This window comes from Parageobacillus galactosidasius (assembly GCF_002217735.1).
Classification (GTDB): domain Bacteria; phylum Bacillota; class Bacilli; order Bacillales; family Anoxybacillaceae; genus Parageobacillus_B; species Parageobacillus_B toebii.
This window is the reverse complement of the sequence record NZ_NDYL01000002.1, coordinates 442,106-468,059: the sequence shown is the minus strand read 5'-3', so window position 1 is coordinate 468,059 and position 25,954 is coordinate 442,106. Positions and strand designations below refer to the sequence as shown.

Sequence of the window (25,954 nt, the reverse complement as noted above, 5' to 3'; positions counted from 1 at the left end):
GATTAAGCTCTCCTCTTCTTTAAATATGAAATGAGTGCCAATATCCCAATGAACAAAGAGAGAGATAGAATGGATAGTAGCGAAAGCGGCAGAACCAATTGATATAGCAAATCTAAAAATTTGTCGTCGCTGATCGGAATCAATGATAATAAAAACAGAGTGATATAAATAACGGCCAGAATCCATAATCGTGCTTTTTTATCCGTTACATGAAATAGCTCTGGTATAAGCGCGGAAGCCAGGGAAATTCGGATAAACGCTCCAGACATCCACTGATAAACAGCAAGAAAATCGAGATATTCAATATACGTTCCTAATTTAATCAATCGCCATTCGTCAAAGGCCGGGTAACGTAAATTCGCTGCTTCTTTCGGTCCATATTCAATAATCGCGCCAATCGTTGGACCAATGCTTAAGCTTGCGGCGAGAACACTAATGATGAAAAGAGCTTTAAAAGAAAAACGAGTTTGAAGATGATGTTGCATGAATAAAATAATAAAAATTTCCACATATCCGGCACCGGCATAGATCATTCCTTTGAAAACAGGAGTAAAGCCATTCTCCATGATTGGCTTTAACAATGAATAATCTTTATGCGGCGTAGTTGCGATCGCAACTAAAATCCCAAAAATAAAAACAAATGGTAAAAGAATAACCGCCGTCTTTGCGATGGATGGGATGCCATGATATGCGTTATAAAAGCACATCACTGTTAAGATTAATAAAATGGCCCAATCGGGTGTCCGCGTTAAGTAGGCAGTAGTAGTAAACGTAACCGTGTCGTTGAGTGTAACATAGCCGATAACAAGTAATAATAGGCTTCCAAGAATGGCTACGAAATATGCAATAGCACGATTAAATTCTGTTTTTAACCATAAGAATAAATTCATTTGATTGGATTGCTTCATGACAAAGTACAACAGCGGAAGCCATAATGGCAATGCCGCAAGGGCTATGATTGACGAAATCCATGCATCACGACCGGCTGCTTGTAATAGCAACGGGACTACGATGACATGATTCATTAGCCCGATAGATAACATAAACACACAAGTCAGTTGAACGGTATTTAACGGAGTATTATTCACGGCGGACACCTTTCTTTTGGATGAATTACTAATCATGTTACTATTTTTTCCTAAAACAGAATACCTATTCTTTTTTGCAACATACATGGAATAATATGCAAAAATAGTAATGTGTATTTGACGATCATTTGATACAATGAAACAAAATGGAATGATATAGAAAAAAGGTGGGAACGGTGAGAATGTATTTCGATTTATTGGAAAACGACCAACCGTCTGCTTGTTTCTAAGACGAGGCGAGCAGCCAATAACCACGCCTTGTCTTAAGGATGAGGTTTTAATCCCTATAAAGACGGAGGTTTGTTTCATGATGAAAAATACATTTTTTGGCGCTTTCTGTTTATCTTTGGCAGCAAGCATTTGGGGCGGAATGTACGTTGTCAGCAAATACGTCCTTGATTTTGTTCCGCCGTTTACGTTAGTGTGGCTTCGTTATGCAATCGCGTTCGTTGTTTTATTTGGGATATTAAAATTTCATCAATATAAAACAAAAACGAGGATATCCATTCGAAAACAAGATTGGCTTTTGCTAGGGTGGATCGGTTTTATCGGTTATTTTGTTTCGATATCTTTGCAATTTATCGGAACAAAATTATCCGATGCGCATACAGGAGCATTAATCACGTCGGCGACTCCGGCGTTTATTGTCTTATTCGCAAAATTTGTCCTAAACGAATCCGTCACCTTGAGAAAAGTTATCGCTCTTTTGCTGGCTACTATCGGGGTTGTCATCGTCATCGGCTTTGACAATAGCGGAGGACAATCATTTTGGGGAAATATGATGTTAGTTGGGGCGGCGCTGACATGGGCGCTTTTATCTGTGTACGTGAAAGTGGCATCAGCCCGTTTTTCGACCTTAATGATCACAACATATGCCATTTGGTTTGCCTTATTATTCACTACACCGGTTATGCTTTGGGAACTGCATGAGCAACCTGTTTCTTTTCCTAATATAATAGTGGTGTTTGGAATTCTTTATCTTGGGATTATTTCAACCGCAGGGGCGTTTTTTCTTTGGAATAAAGGAATGGAAATGATGGATGCCGGGATTGGCTCGTTGTTTTTCTTTTTTCAGCCGCTTGTCGGCACTGTGTTTGGCTTTTTGTTTTTACATGAACAGATAACCGCCTCGTTTTATTTAGGCGGGTTGCTGATTATCATAGGGGTGTTTATTGCCGTTATGTCTCCTATCCATCAACATCAGTCAAAAGAAGGGGAGAATCATGCTCGCACAAGTCTCTAGTCGAATAAAAGGTCTAATGATGGTCATCACCGGTGCAACGCTTTGGGGATTATCAGGAACAGCGGCGCAAGTGTTATTTCAGCATAAGCAAATAACCGCAGAATGGCTTGTCGTGGTGCGAATGATGATTGCGGGAAGCGCGTTGTTATTGTTTGCGGCATGCAAACGGATGGCGATATTGTCGATCTGGGCCAACGCCAAAAGCATCGTAAGCTTACTATTGTTTGGGTTTTTCGGCATGCTTGGTGTGCAATATACATATTTTGCATCGATCGCCACCGGCAATGCGGCTACGGCGACATTATTGCAATATTTAGCTCCTGTCTATATCGTGTTATACGCCATGGCTGCTCAAAAACATCGTCCGACGAAAGAAGTGGCGCTTGCAATTGTATTGGCTCTTTTAGGAACTTTTCTATTAATTACAAACGGTTCAACCGGAGAATTAAAAGTGCCGTTGATATCTGTCGTTTGGGGAATTCTTTCTGGTGTTGCCTTGGCATTTTATACGTTAGCTTCGGCACAGATGCTGAAAAAGTGGCACTCCATCATCGTTGTCGGCTGGGGAATGGTCATCGGTGGGGGAGGCATGTGTTTCGTTTTTCCTCCGTTTCCTTTGCCGGCGATTCGCTGGGATGTGGAGACGTGGCTGCTTATCTTGTTTGTCATTGTATTTGGCACTTTATTTGCATTTTTATTATTTGTCGAAAGCATCCGCTACTTATCGCCAACGGAATCGAGCTTGCTGTCTAGTGTAGAGCCGCTGTCAGCCGTAATCGCCTCGATTGTTTTTTTACATGTTCCGTTCGGCCTGTTTCAAGCTATTGGAGCCGCTTGCATTATGGTGACCGTTCTTTTATTGTCTCCAAAAAAAGAGAGACAATCTTCCAACTCGACATCTATAACATAAGAAAGGGATGTGGATTAGCTCCACATCCCTCTTTTACTGACAGAATCAGTTCGCAGCTTTAGGAAACGTAATCGTCAACGTGGTTCCTTTATTAACCTCGCTTTGAATATGCAACGTTCCCTGCATCGTTTGAATCATCTTTACCGCGACCATGGTTCCAAGACCGGTTCCCTTTTCTTTTGTACTAAAGTATGGCTCACCAAATCGATTCATTTGTTCCGTTGTCATTCCCACTCCTGTGTCTTTAATCGTAATGATGACATGATTTCCATGCAAGAAGGATGAAATCGTCAATGTCCCTCCGTTCGGCATGGCTTCGATGCTGTTTTTTATCAAATTCAAAAAGCACTGCTGAAAATACTGAATGTTTCCAATAATCGCGCCGGGTTGTAGCTCTTCAACAATTTCAATCGAGTTCATATGAGCCATTGGCGCCAACATCTGAATGACCTTTCGCAGCTGGTCATCTACCATCAGGCGTTCCACTTTGTTCGAGGATGGTTTGGCGAAGGTTAAATATTCGTTAATAATCGCTTCCGCTCGATTAATTTCGTCTAAAGCAATTTGAATGTAGCGATCTTTTGCGTCTTGTGAAAGAGAAGGAGTTTTTAACAATTGAATAAATCCTTTGACAACAGTTAATGGATTGCGAATTTCGTGTGAAATGCTAGCCGCAAGTTGACTAACCACTTCCATTTTCTTGACTTTTACTAGTTTTAAGCGCATCACAATTGCTTCCTTTAATGTTTCCATAATATACACCACAAACAGCATCCCAATCGGAGGAAGCAAAATGAAATAAACAATATAAGCATCTGTTACTGGAAAATGAGCAGTGATGATAGCGAGAAACGTGGTGAGAATCGCCAGAAAAAAGGTCAGCCAGACCGACATAGACAGCTTGTTTGAGCGTTTTAATGTGTGGAACATTGGCGAAACGAGAACCGTGATAACAAATATCGTCATATATACAATTGCGGTAATATACTCAAACCCGTAAATCAGAGAGCGAGCAGCCAGCAAAATCAGCAGCAAAATAAAGCCAACGATTCCACCGCCATACAGTGTGCCTACAAGAAAAGGAATTTGTCGAAAATCATGAACGCACTGTTCATCAATGTAAATAGGAAATTTCATGCATAAAATGATCGAAAACCCCATGCAAACGGCAAGGAGAGCATCTCTGTATGATGTTCGTTTTTTAAATATCTCCCCGTGGTCATAAATAAAATAAAAAACAAATACGCTCACTAAAATATAAAACAAATTGTTCAATACATGCTGATTTATGTAAGAACCCATATAATATCTCCTATCTATGAAAATTCCATACTATTATTATACGGAAAGAAGGGATTGGAAAAATAGCTTTTTTATGAAAAAGGGAGCTGCTATTGCTTTTTTGTGCAAAAGTATCAGTAACGTAAGGAATACTATGCCTTGCGTTGCGTTTTTTACATTTATGAAAAGTACTTGTCATTTGTCTGTTATAAGTGTACTATTATTAATAGTACAGTTGGTACAGAAAGTGAAAGGAGGAGGGGGATGTTTGAGTTAGATGTCCGCAGCCGCCAGCCGATTTATGAGCAGCTGGTCGAAAAAATGAAAGAAATGATCATCCGCGAAATATGGAAGCCGCATGAGCAGCTGCCATCCGTACGGATGTTGGCGAAACAATTGACGATTAATCCAAACACGATTCAAAAAGCGTATCGGGAATTAGAGCACCAAGGGTTTATTTATTCAATTCCAGGAAAAGGCAACTTTGTTTCTCCGCAGCCAAAAGCAGCAAGTCAAGAAAAAATCGAAGCCATTCGGCACGATATTATCCGCCTGGCTGCCGAGGCGCTTTTTTTAGGGGTGACCAAAGAGGAAGTGCTGCAATGGATCGAACAAGCTGAACAAGGGGAGAGAGGGGGAGAAACCGATGATTCATTTGACGAACGTAACAAAAACGTTTGACCGCTTTCAAGCGGTTCGCGGAGTGAACATGGCAGTTCAAAAAGGAAGAATTTACGGCCTGCTCGGCTCCAATGGCGCCGGAAAAACGACATTGCTAAAGATGATGGCTGGGATTATCCGTCCTGATCATGGCACGGTGCTCATTGATGGAGAAGAAGTATGGGAAAATCCAGAAGTGAAGCGGCGAATCATGTTTTTGCCGGATCATGTATATTTTTTCCCACAGACAACAATCGAACAAATGGCTGCGTTTTACGAAAGCGTCTATCCATCTTTTCATCGGGAGCGGTTTACAAGATTACAAGAATTATTTTTGCTCGACCCGCGCAAAAAAATTCACCAGTTTTCAAAAGGAATGCAGCGTCAAGCCGCGTTTTGGCTCGCCTTTTCAACGATGCCGGACGTGCTCATCATGGATGAGCCGCTTGATGGGCTCGATGCGGTCGTTAGGCAAAAAGTGAAAAACATTATCGTCCAAGAAGTCGCTGAGCGCGAAATGACAGTGGTTATTTCTTCGCATAACTTGCGGGAGATGGAAGATCTTTGCGACTGCATCGGCATTTTGCATGGGGGAGAAATGCTGTTTGAAAAAGAGCTGGATGCGATGAAAACCGATATCCATAAAATTCAAGTCGCTTTTCGGAATGGAATTCCAAAGCAATTTGCCGAGCAGCTTGATATCGTTTACGAAGAACAGCGCGGCAGCGTTCTTCTTCTCATTGTGCGCGGCGGAAAGCAGGAAATCGTTTCCTATATTAAGCCGTTTCAGCCGTTAATTTTTGATGTCCTGCCGCTTACGCTCGAAGAAATTTTCATTTACGAAATGGGGGATGCCGGCTATGCCATCGAAAATATTATCGTTTAATCGCGGGCTTTTGGTGCAAAATCTTCGCAGCGTCGGCTGGATTGGCATCGTGCATTTCTTGCTTTGGTTCGCCGCCATTCCACTGCAATTATTGATGGCTTACTCTCAGCAGGAAGATGGCGGTGTTTTCATTGAATGGAAAAACTTATATAGCATTTCCGCAGAGTTTCAAACGATGATCGTTTTTACGCTGCCGGTGCTATTAGCTGCACTATTATTTCGTTACATGCAAGGAAAACAATCCTCTGATTTTATGCATAGCTTGCCTGTGCAGCGAGCGGAGCTGTTTTGCCAGCAAGCTGTGTTTGGCGTGATGCTTATTGTCATTCCAATCATGCTTATTTCATTGCTTGCCATCGTTTGTCGCTATGGATTAAGCCTTTCCATGCCGCTTGCTATCGGTGACATCATTCGCTGGACGTGGGAAACGGCTATCATGGAGCTGTTTGTTTTTGCCGCTTCTGTTTTTGTTGGCATAATGACAGGCATGTCGACGCTGCAAGTGGTATTTACTTATATTTTGTTTTTATTTCCAGCAGGCATCACTGTTTTGTTATTGACCAATACTTCGTTTTTATTGGTTGGCTTCCCGGCCGATTATTATTTATCGCAAAACCTGGAAGCAATTGTTCCATTTTTCCGCTATTTAAAGCTCGAAGCAGAACCGTTGACAGCGGGCGAATCGCTTGCTTATCTGCTTTTGATTATGGTGGTCCTTATTTTAGCGATTTGGCTGTACCAAAAACGGCATAGCGAGGCGGCGACGCAGGCGCTGGCGTTTCCGGCGCTCCGTCCGATCTTTAAGTATGGTGTCGCGTTTTGTACGATGCTCGTCGGCGGTTTTTATTTCGGCGCTACGCAAAATCAGTTTTCCTGGATTGTATTCGGATATGTCACCTTCTCATTCATCGGCTTTTTCGTTGCCGAAATGATTATCGAAAAAACGTGGCGCGTTTTCCATAAGTGGAAAGGGTACGCTTATTTTGCCGCGGCGATGGTGGTCATTGGCATTTTGGTTCATCTGGATATAACCGGATATGAAAAACGGCTGCCGGCGCTAGAGGATATCCGCCAAGTCTATTTCGGTGGTTCCGTCTATGATTTTGTCGAGAATGGAAAACGTTCGTATGTACCGTTTGAGCAAGAAAACCAGTTTTTAAAGGAAAAAGAAAATATCCGCGCCGTCTACGCGTTTCACCAACAGTTAGTCAAAGATCAGCCAAGACCGTCCCGGTTTACAGACCAGAGACAAGTGGCGATCGGCTATGTGCTAAAGAACGGCAAGCGGATGATCCGCCAGTACAATGTGCCTAGCGAACCGTACTTTTCCTATTATAAACCGATTTTAGAGTCGAAAGAGTATAAGAAAAATTATTATTTATTGCTCCGCGATCAAGGATATTCGCCGATTCGCCAAGTCGCCTTTTACCACCCAGAGACGGGCGGGAAAACGTTGACGATCATCGAGCCGCAGCAAATTGATTCATTTATCGAAGCATTAAAAGCCGACTTAATGGAAGAATCGGCAAGCGCAATGCTGGATAGCCACAAAGTATGGCAAGGGGATATCGAGCTTTTGCAAAGCGACGGCGATACCATTCATCTCATGTGGAAAAAAACATATACTCATGTCGAAAAATGGCTCAAAGATCATCAGCTGCTCGAAAAAACCCGGGGGAATGCAGAATGATAAAAGGGAATCGCAACGATTCCCTTTTTTGATGAAAAAACATTCAAATTATTGTTTGAATGAATTGACGTTTTGGTTGATAAAGGAATATACTATATTCAAACGAATATTTGAATGAAGGTGACAAGATGGCGAACGATGTATGTGAAGTATTTTCCATTAACGCGGAAAAAGTGGATGCCGTCCGGCAGCGCATCAATGAAATCAGCGGGGTGGAACAACTGTTTAAAGCGCTCGCCGACGCGACACGTTTAAAAATCACGTATGCGTTAATGCTTGAAAAAGAATTATGCGTCTGTGATGTCGCGATGATTATCGGCTGCACGGTGGCGACCGCTTCCCATCATTTGCGCTTTTTGCGCGATATGGGAATCGCCAAGCACCGCAAAGAAGGAAAGCTCGTGTTTTATTCGCTGAAAGACGACCATGTCGAACAGCTTGTGGCACTGGCGCTTGTTCACGCCAAAGAGGGGGGAGAACACGATGGAAAATAAACATGTATACCGCCTTCAAGGCCTTTCCTGCGCCAACTGTGCGGCAAAGTTTGAGAAAAATGTGAAAAGCATTGCGACGGTCAAAGATGCCGAAGTCAATTTTGGCGCGGCGAAGCTAACGGTCATCGGCGAAGCGTCGATTGCGGAGCTGGAAAAAGCGGGTGCTTTTGACGGAATTACCGTCATTCCGGAAACAGAGCGGAAAGAACAGAAAGCAGAACCGTTTTGGAAAAAGAAAACAAATGTGATTGTGATGATATCGGCTTTGTTTCTCCTTGCCGGCTATGTGGCTGCTTATACGATCGGGGAACGGCATATTGCGACCATTTTATCTTAATTAGGCGAGAAGACTCCCACTTCAACGAAGCGAAGCGGAGTAAGTGGGAGATGAATCGCCTTAACTATATTTTGCTGAAAATAGGATAGATTCAGTAAAATATAGTATAATATAGTTAGATGGGAGGTGAAAAAATGTATTTTTGTATCAAACAACAGCTAAATGGTTTGACCAAAGAAGAATACTTGACTCTTCGAGAACTGTGCCATATTGCCAAGAACATGTACAACGTCGGATTGTACAATGTCAGACAATACTATTTTGAACACAAGGAATTTCTTAATTATGAGAAAAACTATCATCTTGCCAAAACGAACGAAAACTATAAGCTGTTAAACAGCAACATGGCACAGCAAATTTTAAAAAAGGTTAATGAGGCTTTTAAATCTTTCTTTGGCTTAGTAAAACTAGCCAAACAAGGCAAATATGACTACAAGGCTATCAGTATCCCAAAATATCTTAAAAAAGATGGCTTTCATTCACTAATCATTGGTCAAATTCGTATAGACGGCAACAAATTCACGATACCGTATTCTCGCCTATTTAAAAAGACTCATAAGCCTATCACGATAACGATTCCGCCTGTGTTACTGGACAAAAAGATTAAGCAGATTGAAATCATTCCTAAACATCATGCCAGGTTCTTTGAGATTCAGTACAAATATGAAATGCCTGAAGATCAAATGAGTGTCTTATGCTCTAGCGGCGAAGTGGACACGCCTCAAAGAATAAGGATTGCTTGAAGCAGTCAAACTTCTTTGGAAGCCCCCACTTCAAATTTTCGCTAGAAAATTAAGTGGGGGTAGTTCACCGACCGCTTTGCGCGCTATTATACGCCAGCGATTATGCTCATTGCTTTCCTTCTTGCAATAGTGCCGCCGTTATGGTTTGGCGGAGAATGGCTGACATGGGTTTACCGAGGCTTGACGGTGCTTGTCGTCGGATGTCCATGTGCGCTTGTCATTAGTACACCGGTGGCGATTGTAACCGCCATTGGGCAAGCGGCGCGGAAAGGGGTGCTCATTAAAGGGGGAGCGTATTTAGAGGAAATCGGAAAACTTTCGGCGATTGCGTTTGATAAAACAGGAACATTAACGACAGGAACACCAGAAGTAACTGTTATTCATCCATTTGGCGATCTGGATGAAAAGGAAGTGCTAAAAATCGCCGCAGCCATTGAAAAACAGTCAGAGCATCCGCTTGCTTCTGCCATTTTACGTAAAGCAGAGGAATTGCAAATATCATTCGATAGTTTGCAAGTAAGCGAGTTTCGCGCGATGACCGGCAAAGGAGCGGCAGCACGTGTGAACGGAACCATGTATTATATTGGAAAACCGTCCTTGTTTTCCGATGCGTCTATATGCGAAGACGTGCGCGCGCAAATCACACGTGCACAAAAGCAAGGAAATACGGTCATGCTGCTTGGTGATGAAACAAAGGTGCTTGGAATGATTGCCGTTTCTGATCAACTGCGTGAAAATGCTGCTTTTGTGCTAGAAACATTACGTAATCTAGGAATCACTCAAACCATCATGTTAACCGGCGATCACGAAACGACAGCGCGGGCCATTGCCTCTTCCCTTCCACTTACCGATATTCGCGCTGAATTGCTTCCAGAAGAAAAATTGACAGCGATTCAAACGCTACAGCAACAATCAGGACGTATCGCGATGGTCGGCGACGGTGTCAACGATGCTCCCGCGCTCGCTGCGGCAAACATTGGCATTGCAATGGGGGATATTGGAACCGATGTAGCGTTAGAAACAGCGGATGTTGTTTTAATGGGCGATGATCTTGGGAAACTCCCATATGCCATTCGGTTAGGTAGAAAAACGATGCGCATTATTCAACAGAACATTGCGATTGCTTTTTTGTTAAAAGTGCTGGCACTCGTTCTTATTATTCCAGGTTGGCTTACATTATGGATGGCCATTTTTGCGGATATGGGAGCGACGCTGCTCGTATTGCTCAATTCGCTGCGGCTGCTTCGTCTAGGCGCGGTCAGCAAATGATAAAAAAGGTTTCTTGCCTTGGCAAGAAACCTTTTTTACATTTTCTTTTGTTTTTGAAGAAATAGCGCCGCTAACACATCGAGCACCCATAACAATAAAATGAAAAATAAAATAAACATTTCCGGTGTTTCCATGACACGAAATGGGTTAAAGACGTTGTGCATCGATTGACGCAACGTAAAGCCCATTAACAGATCCATTTCAATGGCGACACCGATTAAAATGCTGCCAATGAACAATGAAATGCCTAGCACTTTCATTGAATCCACCTACTGTTGTTTTTTTCTTTAGTTTTTGTTTTCTACCATGGAATCATTCTTTGATCGTATATTCCCCCCCCTTTGTTGTCTATAATGGCAAGTAAATGAGTTGGAGCGAGGGGAAAACGATGCTGTTTCAGTGGGGATTGCGAAAACAACAAGAAAAGCAAAAAAAGAAGGGAACGACAACACAACAAGAACGCGATCAAAGCGGCCAAGCCCAAGATGTTCCGCATGAGCCGATTCATTCGCTGCTTGATGTGAATATCGATATCATTCGCCATACGACTGGAAACAGTTCCGATATTGTCATCCGTCGTTTTATGATTGGACAAGAACGTTCGATTCGTGCTGCTCTCATTTTTATCGATGGGCTTGCCGATGAAAAAAATGTGTATCAATTTTTGCTTGAACCGCTTATGACAGCAACGTTTCCGACTACCTTATCCCCGAAAGATACGTTTTGCTTTATGGAAAAAAAACTAGCTGCTGTCGGCAGAATCGAGCGCATCTCCCAGTGGGTTGATTTATTTTTGGCACTTATGTCAGGGGAGACGATTATTCTTCTTGATGGAGTGACGTTTGCTTTAAGTGCAAGTACGAGTGGGGGAGAATATCGAGCGATTGAAGAGCCGCAAACACAGCTAGCTATTCGCGGTCCGCGAGATGGATTTACCGAATCGCTGCGGGTGAACACTACTCTTATTCGCCGTCGCATTAAAAATCCGAATCTATGGCTCGAAACGATGAGAATTGGCGAAGTGACAAAAACGGATGTTGCTATTATGTATGTGAAAGGAGTTGCCAACGACGAAATCGTTGAAGAAGTTAAAAAACGGCTTCGCCGCATACATATTGATAGTGTCCTTGAATCGGGATATATCGAACAATTAATTGAAGATCAAACATTTACTACTTTTCCGACAACGTATCATACAGAGCGGCCGGATGTGGTGGCAGCCAATCTTCTCGAAGGTAGAGTGGCCATATTCGTTGAAGGAACTCCATTTGTGCTCATTGCACCCGCTTTGTTTATCCAATTTTTTCAAGCGGTTGAAGATTATTATGCTCGCTTTGATATTGCAACAGCACTTCGATTTTTGCGTGTTCTTGTTTTCTTTCTTTCACTTGTTGCCCCGGCGATTTATATTGCAGCAACGACGTTTCATCAAGAAATGATCCCAACTACGCTTGTCATTGCGATCGCTGCTCAACGGGAGTCAGTTCCATTTCCGGGGTTTGTCGAGGCGTTGGTAATGGAAGTAATTTTTGAAATTTTGCGGGAAGCAGGGGTGCGCTTGCCGCGTGCTGTCGGTCAGGCTGTTTCAATTGTCGGAGCGCTTGTCATCGGACAGGCAGCCGTAGAGGCAGGGTTTGTTTCGTCGGCAATGGTTATTGTCGTTTCTATTACGGCAATCGCCAGCTTTGCGACCCCTTCGTTTGCGATTGCAATTTCTGCGCGCCTCATTCGTTTTGCGCTTATGTTTCTTGCCGCCATGTTTGGATTTTACGGCATTATTATGGGAATTTTGGTGATGACGATTCATTTATGCAGTCTTCGTTCCTTTGGCGTTCCATATATGTCACCGCTTGCTCCGTTTATTCCATCCAACATGGGCGATACGCTTTTCCGTGTGCCGACATGGGCGTTTAAAGAACGGCCACGTTTAATCAACCAGAAAAATATTATTCGCCAAAGAAAACAGCAACGACCTCAGTCGCCTGCTTCGAACCGTCAGGAGAAAAATGAGGGAGAGCAATCATGAAACAAAAAATGGCAATCACCCTTTTACTTCTGTTATGTGCAACCGTTCTTTCCGGATGTTGGAGCAAAAAAGAGCTGACCGATTTGGCATTTGTCATCGCTGTCGGAATTGATAAAACGAAGGATGGAAAATTTGCGGTGACATTTCAAGTCGTCAACCCAGGAAACGTTGCTGGTTCGACACAGCGCGGTGGAGGCAGTGGCGGGGTGCCGGTTTCCATTTACAAAGCAACAGGAGATAACCTCGTTGAGGCAAGCCGGCAAGCGTCTAAAAAACTATCACGGCTTATATATTATGCGCATACCAACTTAGTGGTTATTAGTGAAGAAGTGGCAAAAGAAGGAGTCGATGGGTTGTTTGATGCACTCGAGAGAAATAGTCAATTTCGCTCGACAGCAATGGTTGTGATCGCCCGTCACTATTCAGCGGAAGATGCTCTGAAAATATTAACGCCCATTGACAAAATTTCAGCAAATCAAATTATAAAAACATTGCAATTTTCTGAAAAAATATGGGGGCAAACGATTCATGTTCGTGTAGGAGAAGTAATTAATGATCTCTCTTCATTAGGAAAAGCACCAATCATTAGCGGTGTGGAGATTGTAGGAAGTGTACCAAAAGGGAAGCGGCAAACGAACGTGCAAGCTTCTGAACCTGATGCGCGATTGAATGTCAATGGCCTAGCTATATTTAAAGGTGATAAACTTGTCGGATGGGTTTCTGGCGACACAGCGCGAGGAGTGTTATGGATTCTTGATAAAATTGAACAAACGAGCGTGACTATCGAGTGGAAACAGAAAAAAGAAGCAGCTGCCTATAAAGTCGTTCGTGCCAAAACGAGTGTAGCGGCGCATATGAAAAAAGGAAAACCGTCCATTTCCGTTCATATTCGTGCAGAGGGAGATATCGGCGAAGAGTTTGTCTCCATTGATTTTGCAAATCCTAAGCAAATTTTTGCATTAGAAAAAAAAGCGGAAACAAGTATAAAAAAGGAAGTGGTCAAAGCGATAGAAGAAGCAAAAAAAGCAAAAACGGATATCTTTGGGTTCGGAGATGTTGTCTACCGTTCCTATCCGCAGCAATGGAAAACCATGAAATCAGACTGGAATGATCGCTATTTTCCTCAACTAGAGGTAAATGTAACGGTAGAAGCGTTTATTCGCCGGACAGGATTACGAACTAAATCGTACATATTTGAACAGTGAAAGCGGTGAAATGATGGAACGAGCGAAGATAGACGCACGGCAATTACTTGTATTAATTATACTGTTTGAACACGGAAGTGCTATCGTTATTCCGCTTGGTATAGGCGCAAAACAAGATGTTTGGCTTGCGATATTATTAGGTTTAACATTTGGTTTATTATTGTTTTTTATTTATTACCGCCTCTATCGTTATTATCCCAATGCTCCATTGACTACGTATGTACAAGACATCACTGGTCCTTGGATCGGCAAAGTTTTGGCGTTTGCATATATTGTTTATTTTCTTTATATCGCTTCCCGGGTGCTCCGCGACTTCGGCGAGATGTTGCTAACATTTGCGTATCCAGAAACACCGCTCTTTATTTTAAATGCGATTATGATATTAACAGTGATGTATGGCGTTTATAAAGGGATTGAGGTCATTGCACGGACGGGGGGGTTGTTTCTTACCGTGCTTTATCTTCTCGCAGTATCTGGGTTTATCTTAGTCATTTCCGCAGGACTAGTGGATCTCCATCGGCTGCAGCCGGTGCTCGAAGAAGGATGGCAACGGGTATGGAAAGTCGTGTTTACGGAGACGCTTTACGTTCCATTCGGGGAAATGATTGTTTTTACGATGTTATTTCCATATATGAACAACCCGGAAAAAATGAAACAAGCTGCGATAACAGGCATGGTGTTGAGCGGTCTTAATTTGGCAATGATTATGACGATCAACGTTACTGTACTTGGAGCGGATGTTGTCGCTCGTTCTACATTTCCGCTTTTAGACACGATACGGAGGATTCAAGTTGCGAATTTTTTGGAACGTCTTGATGTATTATTTATGATTGCTCTTATTATCGGCGGATTTTTTAAAATATCCGTATTTTTCTATGCTGCGGTGATCGGAACAGCGAATTTATTTCGTATTCAAAATTATCAGCGTCTTGTATATCCGTTTGGGCTAATGGTTTTGCTGTTATCGATCGCCATTGCGAGCAACTATCCGGAACATATTACAGAAGGATTGAAAATGGTGACAATTTATATGCATGTACCACTGCAAATTATCATTCCGTTATGCTTGCTCATTATTGCCGCTATCCGTCATCGTTATTTCAAACGATCTTGAAGAAAATATCTGATCTTTTATGATGAAAAAAAGCAGGAAAAAAAGTGTGATAATCGAAATAGATAAAAAGACAACTTTTTATTTTCGGGAAAACTGGTCTCCTTTTTTGAAGGTGGCCTTTTATCATAAGAAGGAATTTTATGTATTTTTGCTTAATTAAAATATTACTATGAAAAAGGGTTGAACAATGGTGAAACTAGATTCACAGGTGAAAGGAAAAACATGCGGTCATCATACAAGCGAAGGAATTGTCATCACAGATCGGAATAAAATTATCGTGGCAGTAAACGATGGAGCGGTAACATTAACTGGTTATTCCAAAGAACAGTTAATCGGTCAATCCTTTCAAATTCTCCTTTCCAATGAACATTATGTTGAGAAGTATGAATTAATCTGGAAATCTGTGTTGGAAAACGGTTATTGGGAAGGAGAAATTGAACATCTTATTGACCATGACAGGAAATTAGTCCGAACGTTAAGGTGTTATGCACTCACAGGTGCAGCGAACGAATTTTACGTCTGGCGCTTTTCGAATGTGGAAACAACCATTCGTTCTCCAGAACCAGAACAAATGCTTCAGGCTATTTATGAAACTGCTCCAATTGCAGTCATCCCATTATGCCAAAATATGACGGTAATGGATTGGGGAAATGCTGCAGAAGCATTATTTGGATGGAAAAGGGAAGAAGTGGTCGGCCGACAATTTTTCTCGTTGTTTCATGATCATCCTCAATGCATAGCAATGTTTTCTCATCAGTTAAAAAATTCAACAGGCGAACGCACAGTTAGACGAAAAGATGGAACGTTCGTGGACGTTGCTTATTCTGCCATTCCTGTTACTGATTCGGCTGGAAATGTTACGGGATATATGATGATGGTTACGGATATCACAAAACAAAAACAAAAAGAAGCAGAGTATAAGAAGCAATTGGAACTTGCGAAAAAAATTCAACAAAGCGTGTTAACCCCTCCGATACAAAACGATGCAGTGACGATGGATGCCATTTATATTTCATCGGATGACTTGTCTGGGGACTTGTATGCATGTTACCAAATTGATTATGACCGCTATGGCGTCATTATTATTGATGTGATGGGACATGGCATTTCCTCTTCGCTTGTCAGCATGTTGCTCCGTTCACTATTAAGGGGATTAATTGTGCGTGTCATCGATCCAGTGTATGTCGCTATAGAACTCGAAAAGCATGTACAAAACTTATTTCCTAACGACGCAAATGGAATAAGATATTTATTTTCCATGATTTATTTAGTGATTGATACGAAAAAAAAGCAGATTGAATATACGAATGCAGGTCATCCTGCTGGATTGTTGGTTACGGAAGATGGAGAAATCATTGAATTGGATAAGGGAGGACTAGCGATTGGCAGTCCGTTTTCCGTCCCGTTTGAAAAAGAAGTTATTCATTATCAAAAGCGAACAAGATTATTTTTATACACGGATGGGATTTTAGATGAAATGGATTCATCCATTTTACAAAGCATGAATAAAATTCGCAACTATACAAAAATGTATAGCCATTTACCAGATAAACAATTTTTGCATATGCTGATTGATCATAGTCGATCGCCAATGAATCCTGCCGATGATATATGCTTATTATCTATTACGATTCAATAACGATCGTTTCTTGAAATTAATGATCAGTGGGTGTAAAGCAATGTACGAAATGAAGATTCAATGTGAAGCGACGGACGAGGCGATTGATTTTTGCGATTTGCTAGCGGAACAAATTGCTCGTTTTTTTTCGGTTCACGATCGCGATATGTTTGTGTTATCTGTTCATGAAGCGGTTATTAATTCAGTGGCAGCAATAAGACAATCAGGAGAAGAAACAGAAAAGAATACATTTGTATTATCTTTGCGAATTACGGAAGAGGATGTAACTGTCACTGTTACGGATGAAGGCAGCGGAATTCCTATCAAACAAATTGAGCGAATGCGGGAGAAAAGCCTTGAAGATATGTTGCTTGCTGAATCTGGCCGCGGGCTTTTGCTGATTAAAGAAACCATGGATGATATATGGTTTGAACGGCGAGAAAATGGAAAATGCGCAATTGCGATGAAAATGAGGAGAGGGCGCAATGGATAGTCGGATATCCACTCTTGAACTGAAAATTACATCGTTAGAACAATATGAAAAAATATTGCTGAAAGGGAAGTTGGTTTACAGCACGCAGCAGCTTGCTAGACAAAAGATTCAAATGGCATTGGCGGAAATAAAGGGAGATATCGTCATTATTGATGTCCATGAGCTTCTGTTTATCGACAGTACCGGTTTGGCACTATTAATCCATTTTTTAAAAAAGGAAGTTGCGAAGAAAAAGAAAGTGGTCTTTGTCGTTTCATCGAATAAAACAGTCGAAAAGCTATTGATGATTGCGAAATTTCATAAGTTGTTTCCAATCGTGGAAAACGAACAAGATATTATCCAGTTTTTTGCTTCGCAAAACAGAGCGATTGCTGACCAAGAAATGTTTATGCAAATTTGGGCTAACTACCGGAAACGGAACTGACAACTTTAATGGATATCGGTAAACAAAATGTTCTGTAACATCGATGTCAAAAGTGACACTCCCTCGGTCATTCGCTATGGTAACTAAATTTTACACATGAAATCCCGTGACTTAAGCCATTGGGAGAAAAACGGTTTTGAACCGAACCGACAGGGCGCCAAACACCAATGAGGTGTTTGTCCATAAAAGTTTGGCCGAACAAGAGTGAATGTTTGCACGCAGGCGCAGGAAAAACTTTTTAGTGCCGACTTTCCTCATGCAGAGGGTTGAGATCACAGGTACGGGGGAGTGAAAGGATGCAGCAAGTACTATCTTACTTAAAACCGTATCGAAAATGGATGATCGTCGCGTGGGCGCTCATGCTGATTGAGCTGTTAGTAGAATTATGGCAGCCGTTGTTGATGGAGAAAATTATTGACGACGGAGTAATGGCAAAAAACCTTTCTGTCGTCTGGACGTGGGGAGCGGTCATGCTCGGCGCCTCGCTTTTGTCATTTGCTGCTGGGATTGCCAATTCTTTTGCCGCTAGCTACGTGGGCCAAGAGTACGGATTTGCGATTCGAAAACATTTATTTGAAAAAATTCAATCGTTTTCGTTTGCGAATTTGGAACGCTTTCCAACTGCTTCGCTGATCACGAGAATGACGAACGATGTAACGCAAATACAAAATATGGTGTTTATGAGTTTGCGAATTGCCTTAAGGGCGCCGCTTCTTGTCGTATTTGGGGTAGTCATGTCTTTTGCCGTTCACGTTCAGCTGGCGCTTGTGCTTGCTGTTGCCGTTCCGATGTTAGTGATGTTCCTTTTATGGATGATGAAAAAGGCGGTTATATCTTTTTCGCTCGTGCAACAAACGCTTGATCGTGTCAACAGTGTGATGCGCGAAAATTTAGCGGGGATGCGCCTCATTAAAGCGTGGATGAGAGGAACGTACGAGCAGGAGCGGTTTATAAAGGCGAACGAAACGCTAATGAAACGGACAATCAGTGTATTACGTTTAGTAGAAACGATTACCCCTGTATTGTTATTTGTCATGAATATGGCGATTATTGTCATTCTTTTCATCGGTCGTATCGATATTCAAGCAGGAAGCATAACGGCAGGTCAAGTAGTGGCAATTGTCAATTATACGACTCGTATTACTTCGGCGTTATCGATGTTTGCATTCATTACGATGGCATTTTCGCGTGCTAAAGCATCATCTGGGCGCATTGCGGATGTGTTAAGTGTGGAAGTGGATATCGAAGATGATAAACAGGCATGCAATAAAGCGGTCGAACAAGGAGAAGTCCGCTTTGAGAATGTGTCATTCCGCTATCCGAATAGCCGTGTTCTCGTTTTAAAAGATGTCTCGTTTGTCGTTCGCCCTCATGAAACAGTGGCGATTTTAGGAGCGACCGGTTCAGGAAAGTCAACTTTGCTTCAGTTGATCCCTCGTTTATACGACCCGGTGGATGGGCGAGTGATGATCGATGGCATCGATATTCGACAAATGAAACAAGAACAGTTGCGTGCTTCCATCCGTTTCGTTCCACAAGAAGTGTTGTTATTTTCCGGAACGATTGCCGAAAACATTCGTTTCGGAAACGAACATGCTTCGATGGAAGAGATGATCCAAGCGGCGAAACATGCGCAAATTCATGATACGATTATGAAGTTTCCGAATGGATATGAGACAATGATTGGGCAGAAAGGGGTAAACTTGTCTGGCGGGCAAAAACAGCGCCTTTCGATTGCCAGGGCACTTGTTGGAATGCCGAAAATTTTATTGCTTGATGATAGCACAAGCGCGCTAGATTTAAAAACAGAGGCAAAATTGCTGAAGGAATTAAAGTGGTATACGTGTACCACATTCATTGTTACACAAAAAATTCAAACGGCGATGGAAGCAGACACGATTTTCTTGTTAGACGATGGCAAGCTTTTAGCAAAAGGCAGCCATGATGAGCTGTTAGAGAAAAGCGAGCTGTACCGGAAAATTGTAGCATCGCAATTAGGAAAGAAGGGGCACGAATGTTACGACCGCGACATAGAACCATGGCAGCTGCGGGACAAAAGCAGCAAGCAAAAGACAACATAGGAACATTAAAGCGGCTTTGGTCATTTCTTTCGCCTCAAAAAGGATGGCTTATTGCGGTTGTTGTAATGGTGATCGTAAGTTCCTGTTTAAGTCTGCTTGGTCCATATATAGTAGGAAGAGCGATTGATACATATATTGTCACGAAGCAGACAGACGGTTTTTTTCTTGTTTTAGCGCTTCTTCTTTTTATTTATGTGGCACTTTCCGCCTCAACTTTTTTGCAAAACTATTGGATGATCCGAATTGCCCAAAAAACGATTTATGCGATCCGGAAACAGCTGTTTCGCCATTTTCATGAACTGCCGATTTCATTTTTTGACAAGCGCCGGCAAGGGGAATTAATGAGCCGGATTACAAACGATATCGATAATATGAGCCAAACATTTAATAGTACCGTCATCCAAGTGATATCAAGCACGCTTACGCTTGTCGGAGCGATCTGCGTCATGCTCTGGCTAAGCCCGCTTCTAACGTTTGTCACTTTGCTAGTTGTCCCGATGATGTACATTGGGATGCGATGGATTACGAATCGCACGCAGAAACGGTTTCGTGAGCAACAACGTTGTTTAGGAGAGATGAACGGATTTATTGAAGAAGTCATTTCTGGGCAAAAAGTCGTAAAAATGTTTTCGCAAGAGCGGAGAATGATTGATGGCTTTTTACAAAAAAATGAGCAGTTGAAGCAAGCGGGATTTTGGGCGCAAACGTATTCGGGATTTATCCCGAAACTAATGAACTTTCTAAACAACGCCAGCTTTGGTCTTATTGCTGGCGTGGGTGGTGTTTTAGCGCTTAAAGGGATGATTTCAATCGGCGTCATTGTTGTGTTTGTCGAATATGCACGCCAATTTACACGCCCGTTAAATGATTTGGCGAACCAATGGAATACGCTGCTTTCGGCGCTGGCTGGCGCGGAACGAGTATTTGAAATTTTAGATATGGAAAAAGAAGAACGGGACGAAACGGGAGCGATTTCGCTCAACCATATACAAGGAAAAGTGGAATTTGACCATGTCGTATTTTCCTATGATAAAAAGCGAGATGTCATTCGCGATGTCAGCTTTTCGGTTTCTCCAGGAGAAACGGTGGCGCTCGTTGGTCCGACCGGTGCAGGAAAAACGACGATTTTACAGCTGCTAGCCCGTTTTTACGATCCGGATCGCGGTCATATTTTTATCGATGGGCACGATAGCCGTACTATTAAACGCGCAAGCTTGCGCGCCCATATGGCGTTTGTTTTGCAAGATACGTTTTTATTTGAAGGAACGATTCGCGATAACATTCGATACGGAAGATTAGATGCAAGTGATGAAGCAGTGGAACAAGCGGCAAAATGGGCGAATGCGCACTCGTTTATCACCAAACTGCCAAACGGTTACGATACGGTGCTGAAGCAAGATGGCAGCGGCATTAGCCAAGGACAAAAACAACTGTTAGCAATTGCGCGCGCGATGGTCGCTAATCCATCTATTTTAATTTTGGATGAAGCGACGAGCAACATTGATACAATGACTGAAATGAAAATTCAAGAAGCGCTCGAGCGGCTTATGAAAGGGCGGACATGTTTTGTCATTGCCCATCGGCTTAACACGGTCCAAAATGCGGATCGCATTCTTGTCTTGAATGAAGGAAAAATCATTGAACAAGGCACACATGAATCACTGCTAAAGGCAAAAGGGTTTTACTATGATTTGTATTATCGTCATTTGCAAAAAGAAGAGGCATTATAAAAAAGCGGCTTGTACGCGTGTGTCGTACAAGTCATTTCGTTTTTAATCGCTTTGTCATAACCGCCGTGATGTACTAAATCCGCCTGTCCATCTCCATTGAAGTTGAGTTTTGTTACGAAAAGCGGCTCTGACACAGGTTCTTTATAAATTCCTGTTGTGAGCGGTTTTCCGTCGATCATCACTGTTTTCGGCTCGCCTGCATTGACGGAAATAACTTTCATTTGCTCCTTTACCCCCATAATTCTTCCGCGATTAACCGGAATGATGTTAACTTATCTTGAAAATCATATGTAATCGTTACTAACATAATTTCATCCGTTTCATATGCTTCACTTAATCGGAAAAGCTGTTCTTTTATTTGTTTCGGTGAGCCGATAATCATCCGTTTTCGGTTTTCGAGAATACGCATTTTTTCATATGGACTATAGGAGTAGGACATCGCTTTTTCCGGGCTTGGCGTGCCATTGGACACCATGCCTTGCTCAATCATTAGCAGCGATAAATCAAGGCTCGATGCCACCCATTCCGCCTTTTCTTCTGTTTCGGAGCAAATGGCAAATATAGCGACCATATTGCGCGGCTTGTCCAAATATTTCGATGGAACAAACTGTTGGCGGTACAATTTTGTATAATGTTCCCCGCCTTCGCCGTTAATAAATTGCGCAAACACATATGGAAGCCCTTTTTGTGCTGCTAATATGGCGCTGGAGGAACTGGAACCGAGAAGCCATACATCTGGTGCCGTTTGTACGTTCGGTGTGGCTTTTAAGCCGTGTAACGGATGTTCTTTCGGCAAATCGTTATGCAAGTATGCTAATAAATCATCAATTTGTTCCGGATAGCGGTCAATGTCTCTTCGTTTTCCTTCTTGGAGGGCAAGGGTCGCGATTGGCATGCCTCCTGGAGCCCTTCCAACACCTAAATCAACCCGACCGGGATGAAGCCCTTCAAGCACTTTAAAGTTTTCTGCTACTTTGTAGGCGCTATAATGCGGTAGCATCACCCCGCCGGAACCAATGCGAATGCGGGACGTTTTTGCTCCAATATGACCGAGCAGCACTTCTGGGGATGAACCGGCAAGGTGATTTGTATCGTGATGCTCTGATACCCAAAAACGTTCATAGCCAAGCTCTTCCACAAATTGCGCGAGCCGGACGGTATTAGCAAGCGCTTCTTCCGCTGTCATTCCCTCTGCAACTGGGGATTGGTCTAGCACGCTTAATTTAAGGCTCATGGTAAACATCCTTTCATGTTCTTCCTGTTCCAAAAGGGATTAATTATTTTTTATTATGCGCCGCTGTGGAAAAATTGTCTATTGATTTGCCTGTAGGATGTGGCGTCATAAAGGACATGAATAATACCTATGTGATATTATATGCAGCTATTCTGTTTTCGTTTAGGCGCCAAGTTTGTGATTCTCTCTCTTGCTTTGGTATAATGAAATAAGCAGAAAATTGGGAAAGGATGTGGACGTATGCCAGCAGTTGAATCCAATATGTTTCCGTTAGGAAAAGAAGCACCATCGTTTGAACTAGTGAATGCGGTGGATGGAAAAACAGTCCGTTTAGAAGATATCAAATCGGATGTCGCGACAGTTATTATGTTCATTTGCAACCATTGCCCGTATGTAAAACATGTACAGCATGAACTTGTCCGTCTTGCTAATGATTATCAGCCAAAAGGAGTTACGTTTGTCGCCATTAATTCCAACGATGTCGAAAAATATCCAGAAGATTCGCCGGAAAATATGAAAAAAGTGGCAGAAGAATTAGGGTATCCGTTCCCATATTTATTTGATGAAACCCAAGAGGTAGCGAAAGCGTACCAAGCAGCGTGCACGCCGGATTTCTATATCTTTGACCGCGACTTAAAATGTGTTTACCGCGGACAGTTGGATGATTCACGGCCAAATAACGGCATTCCGGTTACAGGAGAATCGATTCGCGCGGCATTAGACGCATTATTGAATGGCGAACCAGTGCCGGAAAAACAAAAGCCAAGCATCGGCTGCAGCATTAAATGGAAAGAATAGCAAAAAATCTTGACTTTCTTTTATTTATAAAGTATTATTAATGAAGCGCCATTTCGTTCGTTATATGGAAGGATCGTAATAAGTCGTGCCTCATTCAAAGAAAGGGCCTTCTTATGTATGCTCCCTTTCTTGCATGAGCGCACGGCTTTTTTCTATCGGTAACGGAACGATGGTCAACTTTTTATTTTGGAGGAATCCCAATGAATAAAGGAAAAGTAAAATGGTTTAATGCGGAAAAAGGGTATGGATTTATTGAGATGGATGGCGGCAATGATGTGTTCGTTCATTTCACGGCGATCCAAGGCGAAGGATTTAAAACGTTGGAAGAAGGCGAAACGGTTACGTTTGATATCGTAGACGGCGGCCGTGGCCCACAAGCGGCAAACGTTCAAAAAGCATAAGTGATGAAACAAAAGTGATACTGCTTTTGGCGGTATCACTTTTGTTGTGGCGGTCATCTCCTTTCGAAAAGACAAATTCACACTGGCGCAGCTTCGGAGCTGCAAGGATGGATGAGAGGCAGGGCTTCCATTGTTTTTGTTTTTTTCGTTATGGTTATTAGTAGAATATTATTTTCTACCTTATATATAACCATAATATTATTATGTAAACTTAGAGGGGAGAAAAGAAATGAGACCGATGCTGCATTGTGTATTTGTGTACGGAACGCTGCTAGTCGGGGAGGAAAATCATCATATTGCAGCGCCGTACATTCGCCATATTCAGCCAGGAAAAGTGAAAGGGCGCTTATATGATATATGACGTCGGTGCATACCCCGCGCTCGTTATCGAAGAAGAAGGTGAAGTAATCGGCGAATGGTTTACCGTAACAAAAGAAGGGCTGCAAGCGATGGATGAGCTTGAAGAATATGAAGAAGGCAGCCAATATAACGAATACGAGCGGGTTTGGGTGAAAGACATTGAACAGCCAATCAAAGGCTCGTGTATGTGTATCCGAAAAGCAAAACGGTGATGATAACAATTTCTCTTGATATGGCTACATACGTTTATCATGGCGGCTGTCTAAAAGGTTGTTGATGAATTCTCCTTTATAGGCGGCTGTCTTTTTTATTAAAGTAATTGCATAAATATGCAAATGCATAACTATTTATTATTCAGGTTTTGTAGTTTTTTGAAAACGCTTTCCTATTAGCGTTATAAAAATACAGAAAAATTAATAAAAAAGTATTGCCAAACCTACTCTCCTTCCCTATAATAAAAACATGTTATAAAAACAAACATTCGAATGTGAGGTAATATAACATGTCAAATATAGTGATTTCTCCAGCAAACGATCAAACGGTAATGCTTGAGCAAATCAAAGAAACGATAAAACAAAGACACGTTGAGCTTTTGCATCTGCAATTTGTCGATATCGAAGGAATTTTAAAACACGTTACGGTGACGGCGGAGCAACTTGATGATGTTGTGGAAGGAAAAATGATGTTTGACGGCTCCTCAATTAAAGGATTTTCTCCCATCAACCAATCCGATCTCTATCTTCTTCCTGACTTAAACACGTTTGCTGTATTGCCTTGGACAGTAGAAGAAGGATACGCTGAAGCACGTTTCCTTTGCTCTGTCATCAATCCCGATGGAACGTTATTTGAAGGAGACCCTCGTAACGTATTAAAGAAAACGATAGAGCGTGCGGCAGAAAAAGGGTTTACTATCTCTGTCGGTCCGGAATTGGAATTCTTTTTATTCAAAGCGGACGAAAATGGAAACCCGACGACAGAACTCCATGATAACGGCGGATATTTCGAGCCATCTCCAAGAGATCTTGGCGAGCGCGTTCGTTTAGAAATTTACCGTGCGTTAAAGGCAATGGGCTTTACCATTGAAGCATCTCACCATGAAGTGGCAGAGGGGCAGCATGAAATTAACTTTAAATATGCCGATGCGTTGGGGGCGGCAGACAATGCAACTACATATAAGTGGGTGGTAAAAACGATTGCCAATAAATATGGACTGCACGCCACGTTCATGCCAAAGCCGGTGTTCGGCATCAATGGTTCTGGCATGCATGTGAACATGTCGCTATTTAAAGACGGCGAAAATGCGTTTTTTGATCCAAGTGATGAAAATCAGTTATCGGAAGCAGCCTATCAGTTTATCGCTGGTTTGCTCGCGCATGTCAAAAGCTTTGCCGCTGTTACGAACCCGCTAGTCAACTCGTACAAACGGCTTGTCCCGGGATATGAGGCGCCTTGCTACATCGCATGGTCGGCGTCGAACCGTTCAGCATTAATCCGCATCCCAGCAAAACGTGGTATGGCGACCCGCGTCGAGCTCCGTTGTCCGGACCCGTCAGCCAATCCTTACCTTGCGTTTGCCATCATTGCTGCCGCTGGGTTGGACGGAATCGAAAAAGGTTTGCAGGTTCCGGCGCCAATTGATGAAGATATTTTCCATATGACAGAAGAGCGCCGCGCCGAACTTGGCATCGAAAATCTTCCAGCTAGTTTAGGAGCGGCAATTCAAGAATTCGAAAACGGCACAATCGGTCGCAAAACCCTAGGTGATCACGTATTCGGTGAATATGTCGCCATGAAAAAAGCGGAGTGGGACAGCTATCGCACCGCTGTGCATGCTTGGGAAATTGAACAATATCAAGCCAAATTTTAATA

22 protein-coding genes and 4 pseudogenes are annotated in these 25,954 nt (G+C 42.5%); 21 read left to right on the top strand and 5 right to left on the bottom strand.

All coding sequences use genetic code 11. The features are described 5' to 3' along the window. Positions 1-2: 2 nt before the first annotated feature. Complete coding sequence (locus B9L23_RS11740; protein WP_081189339.1) at positions 3-1,088, bottom strand: GerAB/ArcD/ProY family transporter; 1,086 nt, start codon at positions 1,086-1,088, stop codon at positions 3-5. Between the two features lie 310 nt (positions 1,089-1,398). Here B9L23_RS11740 and B9L23_RS11735 point away from each other — a divergent pair, with 310 nt between their 5' ends. Both B9L23_RS11735 and B9L23_RS11730 read left to right on the top strand, forming a co-directional pair. Then, positions 1,399-2,331 (top strand): DMT family transporter, encoded by a 933-nt coding sequence (locus tag B9L23_RS11735; RefSeq protein ID WP_062754735.1) that lies wholly within the window; start codon positions 1,399-1,401, stop codon positions 2,329-2,331. After that, entirely contained in the window at positions 2,312-3,241 is a 930-nt protein-coding gene (locus tag B9L23_RS11730) for a DMT family transporter (RefSeq protein WP_089097714.1), read from the top strand. Before B9L23_RS11735 ends, B9L23_RS11730 begins: the two co-directional genes overlap by 20 nt. Positions 3,242-3,286: 45 nt before the next feature. Here the strand turns inward: B9L23_RS11730 and B9L23_RS11725 are convergent, their stop codons facing one another. Beyond that, positions 3,287-4,543 carry a sensor histidine kinase gene (locus B9L23_RS11725; RefSeq protein ID WP_089097713.1) on the bottom strand — a complete coding sequence of 419 codons (1,257 nt, stop codon included), beginning with the start codon at positions 4,541-4,543 and terminating at the stop codon, positions 3,287-3,289. A gap of 243 nt (positions 4,544-4,786) precedes the next feature. Here B9L23_RS11725 and B9L23_RS11720 point away from each other — a divergent pair, with 243 nt between their 5' ends. From B9L23_RS11720 to B9L23_RS11690, 7 genes and pseudogenes are all read left to right on the top strand, one after another. Next, on the top strand, positions 4,787-5,203 hold the full coding sequence (locus B9L23_RS11720; protein ID WP_089097712.1) for a GntR family transcriptional regulator: 417 nt from the start codon (positions 4,787-4,789) through the stop codon (positions 5,201-5,203). Next, positions 5,169-6,068 carry an ABC transporter ATP-binding protein gene (locus tag B9L23_RS11715; protein ID WP_089097711.1) on the top strand — a complete coding sequence of 300 codons (900 nt, stop codon included), beginning with the start codon at positions 5,169-5,171 and terminating at the stop codon, positions 6,066-6,068. The genes B9L23_RS11720 and B9L23_RS11715 overlap by 35 nt, the downstream gene beginning before the upstream one ends. Then, positions 6,043-7,758: a DUF6449 domain-containing protein gene (locus tag B9L23_RS11710; protein WP_089097710.1), complete on the top strand. Its 1,716-nt coding sequence runs from the start codon at positions 6,043-6,045 to the stop codon at positions 7,756-7,758. The genes B9L23_RS11715 and B9L23_RS11710 overlap by 26 nt, the downstream gene beginning before the upstream one ends. Positions 7,759-7,886: 128 nt before the next feature. Further along, the gene (locus B9L23_RS11705; RefSeq protein WP_089097709.1) at positions 7,887-8,252 is read left to right on the top strand and encodes an ArsR/SmtB family transcription factor; all 366 of its coding nucleotides are present in this window, start codon (positions 7,887-7,889) and stop codon (positions 8,250-8,252) included. Beyond that, positions 8,242-8,589, top strand: coding sequence for a cation transporter (locus tag B9L23_RS21395; protein ID WP_281255490.1), 348 nt, complete (start codon positions 8,242-8,244; stop codon positions 8,587-8,589). Before B9L23_RS11705 ends, B9L23_RS21395 begins: the two co-directional genes overlap by 11 nt. 134 nt (positions 8,590-8,723) lie before the next feature. Beyond that, positions 8,724-9,272 (top strand): annotated as a pseudogene (locus tag B9L23_RS11695) (nuclease/transposase family protein); the annotation flags it as partial. Positions 9,273-9,395: 123 nt separating this feature from the next. After that, a pseudogene (locus B9L23_RS11690) lies at positions 9,396-10,601 on the top strand (heavy metal translocating P-type ATPase); the annotation flags it as partial. Positions 10,602-10,636: 35 nt separating this feature from the next. Here B9L23_RS11690 and B9L23_RS11685 read toward each other — a convergent pair. Continuing rightward, positions 10,637-10,861, bottom strand: coding sequence for a YczF family membrane protein (locus B9L23_RS11685; protein ID WP_089097708.1), 225 nt, complete (start codon positions 10,859-10,861; stop codon positions 10,637-10,639). Positions 10,862-10,989: 128 nt separating this feature from the next. Between B9L23_RS11685 and B9L23_RS11680 the strand changes: the two genes are divergently transcribed. From B9L23_RS11680 to B9L23_RS11645, 8 genes are all read left to right on the top strand, one after another. After that, positions 10,990-12,627, top strand: coding sequence for a spore germination protein (locus tag B9L23_RS11680; protein WP_089097707.1), 1,638 nt, complete (start codon positions 10,990-10,992; stop codon positions 12,625-12,627). Beyond that, positions 12,624-13,832, top strand: coding sequence for a Ger(x)C family spore germination protein (locus B9L23_RS11675; protein ID WP_081189322.1), 1,209 nt, complete (start codon positions 12,624-12,626; stop codon positions 13,830-13,832). The genes B9L23_RS11680 and B9L23_RS11675 overlap by 4 nt, the downstream gene beginning before the upstream one ends. Positions 13,833-13,845: 13 nt before the next feature. Next, on the top strand, positions 13,846-14,946 hold the full coding sequence (locus B9L23_RS11670; protein WP_081189321.1) for a GerAB/ArcD/ProY family transporter: 1,101 nt from the start codon (positions 13,846-13,848) through the stop codon (positions 14,944-14,946). A gap of 187 nt (positions 14,947-15,133) precedes the next feature. After that, positions 15,134-16,585: a SpoIIE family protein phosphatase gene (locus B9L23_RS11665; RefSeq protein WP_171699176.1), complete on the top strand. Its 1,452-nt coding sequence runs from the start codon at positions 15,134-15,136 to the stop codon at positions 16,583-16,585. 40 nt (positions 16,586-16,625) lie between these two features. After that, complete coding sequence (locus B9L23_RS11660) at positions 16,626-17,057, top strand: ATP-binding protein (RefSeq protein WP_062754708.1); 432 nt, start codon at positions 16,626-16,628, stop codon at positions 17,055-17,057. Further along, positions 17,050-17,481, top strand: coding sequence for an STAS domain-containing protein (locus tag B9L23_RS11655; protein WP_062754706.1), 432 nt, complete (start codon positions 17,050-17,052; stop codon positions 17,479-17,481). The genes B9L23_RS11660 and B9L23_RS11655 overlap by 8 nt, the downstream gene beginning before the upstream one ends. A 296-nt stretch (positions 17,482-17,777) precedes the next feature. Beyond that, the gene (locus B9L23_RS11650) at positions 17,778-19,562 is read left to right on the top strand and encodes an ABC transporter ATP-binding protein (RefSeq protein ID WP_089097706.1); all 1,785 of its coding nucleotides are present in this window, start codon (positions 17,778-17,780) and stop codon (positions 19,560-19,562) included. Then, positions 19,496-21,292, top strand: coding sequence for an ABC transporter ATP-binding protein (locus B9L23_RS11645; RefSeq protein WP_089097705.1), 1,797 nt, complete (start codon positions 19,496-19,498; stop codon positions 21,290-21,292). The genes B9L23_RS11650 and B9L23_RS11645 overlap by 67 nt, the downstream gene beginning before the upstream one ends. A 44-nt stretch (positions 21,293-21,336) precedes the next feature. Here B9L23_RS11645 and B9L23_RS11640 read toward each other — a convergent pair. Together B9L23_RS11640 and B9L23_RS11635 are read right to left on the bottom strand one after the other, a co-directional pair. Then, positions 21,337-21,513, bottom strand: a pseudogene (locus B9L23_RS11640) (MOSC domain-containing protein); the annotation flags it as partial. An 8-nt stretch (positions 21,514-21,521) separates the two neighbouring features. After that, positions 21,522-22,526, bottom strand: a complete 1,005-nt coding sequence (locus tag B9L23_RS11635) for an LLM class flavin-dependent oxidoreductase (RefSeq protein WP_081189337.1) — start codon at positions 22,524-22,526, stop codon at positions 21,522-21,524. Between the two features lie 240 nt (positions 22,527-22,766). Between B9L23_RS11635 and B9L23_RS11630 the strand changes: the two genes are divergently transcribed. The 4 genes and pseudogenes from B9L23_RS11630 (at position 22,767) to B9L23_RS11615 (ending at position 25,952) form a co-directional block, all read left to right on the top strand. Then, positions 22,767-23,324 (top strand): thioredoxin family protein, encoded by a 558-nt coding sequence (locus B9L23_RS11630; RefSeq protein ID WP_062677452.1) that lies wholly within the window; start codon positions 22,767-22,769, stop codon positions 23,322-23,324. 200 nt (positions 23,325-23,524) lie between these two features. After that, positions 23,525-23,725: a cold-shock protein gene (locus B9L23_RS11625; RefSeq protein ID WP_062754700.1), complete on the top strand. Its 201-nt coding sequence runs from the start codon at positions 23,525-23,527 to the stop codon at positions 23,723-23,725. A gap of 229 nt (positions 23,726-23,954) precedes the next feature. After that, positions 23,955-24,362, top strand: a pseudogene (locus B9L23_RS11620) (gamma-glutamylcyclotransferase family protein). A 225-nt stretch (positions 24,363-24,587) separates the two neighbouring features. Beyond that, complete coding sequence (locus B9L23_RS11615) at positions 24,588-25,952, top strand: glutamine synthetase family protein (RefSeq protein WP_089097704.1); 1,365 nt, start codon at positions 24,588-24,590, stop codon at positions 25,950-25,952. The last annotated feature ends 2 nt before the right edge of the window (positions 25,953-25,954 follow it).

Excerpts from the sequence above, each read along its gene's own strand:
- B9L23_RS11735 (WP_062754735.1), top strand. The coding sequence starts at position 1,399 with ATGAAAAATACATTTTTTGGCGCTTTCTGTTTATCTTTGGCAGCAAGC.
- B9L23_RS11730 (WP_089097714.1), top strand. The coding sequence starts at position 2,312 with ATGCTCGCACAAGTCTCTAGTCGAATAAAAGGTCTAATGATGGTCATC.
- B9L23_RS11725 (WP_089097713.1), bottom strand. The coding sequence starts at position 4,543 with ATGGGTTCTTACATAAATCAGCATGTATTGAACAATTTGTTTTATATT.
- B9L23_RS11720 (WP_089097712.1), top strand. The coding sequence starts at position 4,787 with ATGTTTGAGTTAGATGTCCGCAGCCGCCAGCCGATTTATGAGCAGCTG.
- B9L23_RS11715 (WP_089097711.1), top strand. The coding sequence starts at position 5,169 with ATGATTCATTTGACGAACGTAACAAAAACGTTTGACCGCTTTCAAGCG.
- B9L23_RS11710 (WP_089097710.1), top strand. The coding sequence starts at position 6,043 with ATGCCATCGAAAATATTATCGTTTAATCGCGGGCTTTTGGTGCAAAAT.
- B9L23_RS11705 (WP_089097709.1), top strand. The coding sequence starts at position 7,887 with ATGGCGAACGATGTATGTGAAGTATTTTCCATTAACGCGGAAAAAGTG.
- B9L23_RS21395 (WP_281255490.1), top strand. The coding sequence starts at position 8,242 with ATGGAAAATAAACATGTATACCGCCTTCAAGGCCTTTCCTGCGCCAAC.
- B9L23_RS11685 (WP_089097708.1), bottom strand. The coding sequence starts at position 10,861 with ATGAAAGTGCTAGGCATTTCATTGTTCATTGGCAGCATTTTAATCGGT.
- B9L23_RS11680 (WP_089097707.1), top strand. The coding sequence starts at position 10,990 with ATGCTGTTTCAGTGGGGATTGCGAAAACAACAAGAAAAGCAAAAAAAG.
- B9L23_RS11675 (WP_081189322.1), top strand. The coding sequence starts at position 12,624 with ATGAAACAAAAAATGGCAATCACCCTTTTACTTCTGTTATGTGCAACC.
- B9L23_RS11670 (WP_081189321.1), top strand. The coding sequence starts at position 13,846 with ATGGAACGAGCGAAGATAGACGCACGGCAATTACTTGTATTAATTATA.
- B9L23_RS11665 (WP_171699176.1), top strand. The coding sequence starts at position 15,134 with ATGGTGAAACTAGATTCACAGGTGAAAGGAAAAACATGCGGTCATCAT.
- B9L23_RS11660 (WP_062754708.1), top strand. The coding sequence starts at position 16,626 with ATGTACGAAATGAAGATTCAATGTGAAGCGACGGACGAGGCGATTGAT.
- B9L23_RS11655 (WP_062754706.1), top strand. The coding sequence starts at position 17,050 with ATGGATAGTCGGATATCCACTCTTGAACTGAAAATTACATCGTTAGAA.
- B9L23_RS11650 (WP_089097706.1), top strand. The coding sequence starts at position 17,778 with ATGCAGCAAGTACTATCTTACTTAAAACCGTATCGAAAATGGATGATC.
- B9L23_RS11645 (WP_089097705.1), top strand. The coding sequence starts at position 19,496 with ATGTTACGACCGCGACATAGAACCATGGCAGCTGCGGGACAAAAGCAG.
- B9L23_RS11635 (WP_081189337.1), bottom strand. The coding sequence starts at position 22,526 with ATGAGCCTTAAATTAAGCGTGCTAGACCAATCCCCAGTTGCAGAGGGA.
- B9L23_RS11630 (WP_062677452.1), top strand. The coding sequence starts at position 22,767 with ATGCCAGCAGTTGAATCCAATATGTTTCCGTTAGGAAAAGAAGCACCA.
- B9L23_RS11625 (WP_062754700.1), top strand. The coding sequence starts at position 23,525 with ATGAATAAAGGAAAAGTAAAATGGTTTAATGCGGAAAAAGGGTATGGA.
- B9L23_RS11615 (WP_089097704.1), top strand. The coding sequence starts at position 24,588 with ATGTCAAATATAGTGATTTCTCCAGCAAACGATCAAACGGTAATGCTT.